The 4,222-nt window shown below is 39.3% G+C and carries 3 protein-coding genes; 2 read left to right on the forward strand and 1 reads right to left on the reverse strand.

The features are described from left to right. Window positions 1–2,446, forward strand: a 2,446-nt coding sequence (locus Q0X89_RS02065; RefSeq protein WP_297690948.1) for a cation-transporting P-type ATPase, incomplete at its 5' end; no start/stop codon positions are given. A 19-nt stretch (window positions 2,447–2,465) separates the two neighbouring features. On the opposite strand, the gene Q0X89_RS02070 is transcribed toward Q0X89_RS02065, so the two are convergent. Beyond that, a complete protein-coding gene (locus tag Q0X89_RS02070) occupies window positions 2,466–3,431 on the reverse strand; it encodes a calcium/sodium antiporter (RefSeq protein ID WP_297690949.1) in 966 nt (321 codons plus the stop codon). A 501-nt stretch (window positions 3,432–3,932) separates the two neighbouring features. Here Q0X89_RS02070 and Q0X89_RS02075 point away from each other — a divergent pair. Next, window positions 3,933–4,222 (forward strand): hypothetical protein (locus tag Q0X89_RS02075; protein WP_297690950.1); only part of this gene is annotated, 290 nt, incomplete at its 3' end.

Below are 4,222 nucleotides of genomic sequence, written 5' to 3' on the forward strand. Positions count from 1 at the left end.
TCTTACTGCTGCTTCAATCCTGGCCTTTGTATTCAGTGATTTATTGGAAGGATTCGCCATCGTTATAGTAATATTTATATCAGTTGCAATTGGATTTTTTATGGAGCTGCAGGCAGTCCGTTCTCTGGAAGCACTCCGCAAATTGGGTCAGGTTATGACCTTTGTGATACGCTCAGCCAAAAAACATAAAATTCGGGCTGCCAGCGTGGTTCCAGGCGATATCCTTCTATTAGAAACAGGAGATGTAGTTTCTGCGGATGCTCGTTTGATAGAGATCGATAGCCTGTCTGTAAAGGAATCATCTTTAACAGGCGAGAGCATTCCTGTAAGCAAAAGCACAGCTATCCTATCTGAACAAACTCCAGTTACCGATCAGAAAAATATGGTCTTTAGGGGCACTACAATAGTAACCGGGTCTGCTCGTGCAATTGTTACTGCAACGGGCGAAAATACCCAGTTGGGAAAGATCCAACAAATGGGCGTGATGGCGGAAAAGGAAGCGACACCTTTGGAAAAAAAGCTGAAACAACTCGGAAAATGGCTTATCTGGTTAACCTTAATCTTTGTTATTTTAATTGTTATTGCAGGGGTTATACGCGGGAGAGATATAATCCTGATGATTGAAACAGGCGTGGCTTTGGCAGTAGCAGCCATTCCTGAGGGACTACCCATTGTGGCAACAATAGCTTTGGCTAAAGGGATGTTACGATTGGCAAAAAAGCAGGTAATCATTAAAAAATTGGAAGCCGTACAATCCTTAGGTGCAACCAACTTAATCTGCACAGACAAAACGGGAACACTCACCGAAGATAAAATTAAGGTACACACTGTTGTTTTGGCAAATACTTCTTTGACCAATGTAAAACAAAAAAAAGGCGAAGAGTTCAATCTTATAAAGAAAAATGAAGCATTTAATAAAATGATGCTTACAAGTATTCTTTGCAATAACGTCATTCATTCCGGCTATAGATTGCAGTCGGATTCCATAGAAATTGGGTTGCTGGATTTTGCAGATCAGGCCGGTTATGACATAAAAAACATCCAGATTGAAAATCCTGAAAAATTAGAACTACCCTTTGATGCCAATCGCAAGCTTATGGCCACTGTACATCTTGGAAAAGACGGTTATCATGTATATGCAAAAGGGGCTTTTGAGAAACTGGTGCAGTCTTGTACTCATATTTTAGAGGAAGATCAGGTTAAAAGTTTCGATACTAAAAATGATTGGTACCGTAAAGTTGATGATCTTGCTTCTCAGGGGTTTCGAACATTAGCATTTGCCTTTAGGAAAGTAGAAAAGATACCCAAAAAGGAAAACCTGACGAATGGGCTTACTTTTCTCGGTGTAATTGGGTTTATGGACCCTCCAAGAAAAGATGTAAAGGCCATTATAGATATTTACAAGAAAGCGGGGATCAATGTAATTATGGTTACAGGCGATCATCCGAAGACTGCACAAAAAGTCGCTGAAGAAGTAGGACTTCTTGAACAAAAGACGACAGGTAATAATGTATTCGAGGGCAAGGATCTTGAAAATATCAAGCTTACAGAGGAAATGGCTGGTGCGCCATTGCTTGAAGCCGCAGTTTTCGCACGAGTTACACCCCGGCAGAAGTTAGATCTTATTACGCTGTATCAAAAAAATGCCAATATTGTTGGTATGATAGGAGACGGGATCAATGATGTACCTGCCCTGAAAAAAGCAGATGTAGGCATTGCCATGGGTATACGAGGCACTGAGGCAGCCCGGGAAGTCGCAGATGTTATTTTAATGAACGATAAATTCACGGCTATTGAAATGGCCATTCGACAAGGGAGAGTGGTATTTCAGAATATTCGTCAGTTCGCCGTTTACCTTTTGTCCTGTAATTTGGCCGAAATTCTTTCAGTAGGTGTTGCCGCATTGCTAAATCTTCCTTCACCTCTGTTGCCCTTGCAAATACTATTTTTGAATTTGGTGACTGATGTATTCCCTGCCCTGGCGCTTGGACTAGGAAAGGGCGAAGAGGATATTATGGAACAACCGCCACGGGATCCTAAGGAGCCCATATTAACAACAAGGGATTGGTATGCCACAATTGTCTACGGCTTATCTATTAGTGCGTCTGTAATCGGTATTGTGGTCTATTCAAATTTTGTATTGAAGTTAAATTGGGATATTATCAATAACATGGCCTTCTATACTTTGGTACTTGCTCAGTTGTTTAATGTGTTCAATATGCCAAAGCGTGAGGAGTCTTTTTTTAAGAATGAAGTAACAAAAAACGGATGGGTGTGGGCGGCCATTGCTCTTTCAATACTAATTACTCTAAGTGCCTATCTGATACCTCCAATTGCCGAAGCGCTGAAGTTACTGCCATTATCTTTCGAACAATTAGGTGTAACTGTTATGTTCGCATTTGGTTCCATAGTCCTGGCACAATTAATTAAGCGATTGATAAGATAGTCTTGTTTAAGCTTACTTTTTATAAGGGCCCGCTTGTAATAAATTTTATTATGCTATAGACTATATAGAGTAAGACCAAAACAAAACCTTCTCTTTTTTGTAGACCTTTCTTTCTGCCTAAAAACCAAACAAAGACAATACTAATAAGCAATAACATGGGCATATCATACCAAAGCACGGCATTATCCACCCGTATTTGAGAAATGAGCGAACTAATACCCAAAGGAACCAGAAGATCAAAAATATTGCTGCCTACAATATTGCCAACGGAAAGACTGGCTTTTCCTTCAGAGAGGGCCTTTAGTGAAATTGCCAGTTCCGGCAGGCTTGTTCCAAGTCCGATGATTATGGCACCTACAAAAGATTGTTCAATGCCCCATTTTTGAACCATAATCAGGGCATTTTCCAGAGTTATATGGGAACTTAAGATAACGATTCCCAAACTGCCTGTTAACAATAGTATAGTTAGGGCAATTGGTAAAACCTGAGGTTTATTATTGATGTCTGATCTGTCGCTTTTTGCCGTTTTCTTTTCCCTTCGGTATAAGGTGAAGATGTACATTAAGAAGGCAATTAGTAGTAATGCTCCATCATTCCATGTGATGACATTGTCAAAAGCTACAAGTGCCAGGAGTATTACGGACCCTATAAGCTCAGTAGCGATTTGTCTTTTCTGGATCTCTCCGGTAGTGACATAGTAAAATAAGGCGATGAAACCAATAACAATACTTATTTGGGCAACGGAACTACCAATGGCGTTACCAACGATTACCCCTGATGCATCTGTACCGGCCAGGTTCTTAAAGGCCCCGTCAATAGCAACCACAAGTTCTGGTAAATCCGTACCGAAGGCCAGTATAGTAAGACCAATGAATAGGTCAGATATGTTAAAATGCCGCGCAATTTTTATAGCATTCCTGACAGTAAATTCGGTGCCTATCCATAAGCCCAAAATTCCCATAATAAGATATACAAACGGATCCATTACCTACAGTTTGAAATTTTGCAAATGCCCAATTTACATCTAAGCTATACATTAGGAACAAGAAACCCTAATCTATAGAACTCACTCCTTTATTTATTAGGCCCGGTCATAAATAGAACATAAATACAAGTCCTATTTTTTGATTTATTATAATAGTGTGGTAAATGCTTACAAATTTATAAAGAGAATATTTTGTACTAAATGATTTGAGTCATTCTATCTCTTAGGGTTCTCGACTTTTTTCTGCAATGCATAATATGATATAAGTCATTTCGAAAAATTGAATATAAAGCTACATTTGAAGTTAGGGGAATATCCAGGGTAAATTGACCTACCAAACACTGGACTTAAAATAAACCGGTAAAACGATGTTATGAAAAAATACACCATTCATCTGCCCAACGTTTTTTATTTTTTTGGTTCAACTGCATTACTTGTTTACCTGCTGATCGAAGGTCAGGTTATTCTTGTGCCCCTGATTTTTAGTTTTTTTTTACCCTGATGTTAACTCCCCTTGCTTCTTTTTTTGAAGCGATTTTACGAAACAGGATTCTTGCAATATTAGTATCATACCTCGTAGCCGTAGTGCCACTTTTGGCTGTTTTGTTCTTTTTCTTCAACCAATCTCAAGTTTTTTTCCGTGAGATCCCATCAATAAGGGAGAAACTGGGCAATTTCGCCACTCGATTTATGGATTGGTTCAACCAATATTTTAACGTGGATCCCGAGGCTTCTTCAAGCTGGATATCAGAAAATCTCCTTACTGCATTCGATACGCCTTTAGGGTTTAT

The organism is uncultured Eudoraea sp. (genome assembly GCF_947258525.1).
Lineage (GTDB): Bacteria > Bacteroidota > Bacteroidia > Flavobacteriales > Flavobacteriaceae > Eudoraea.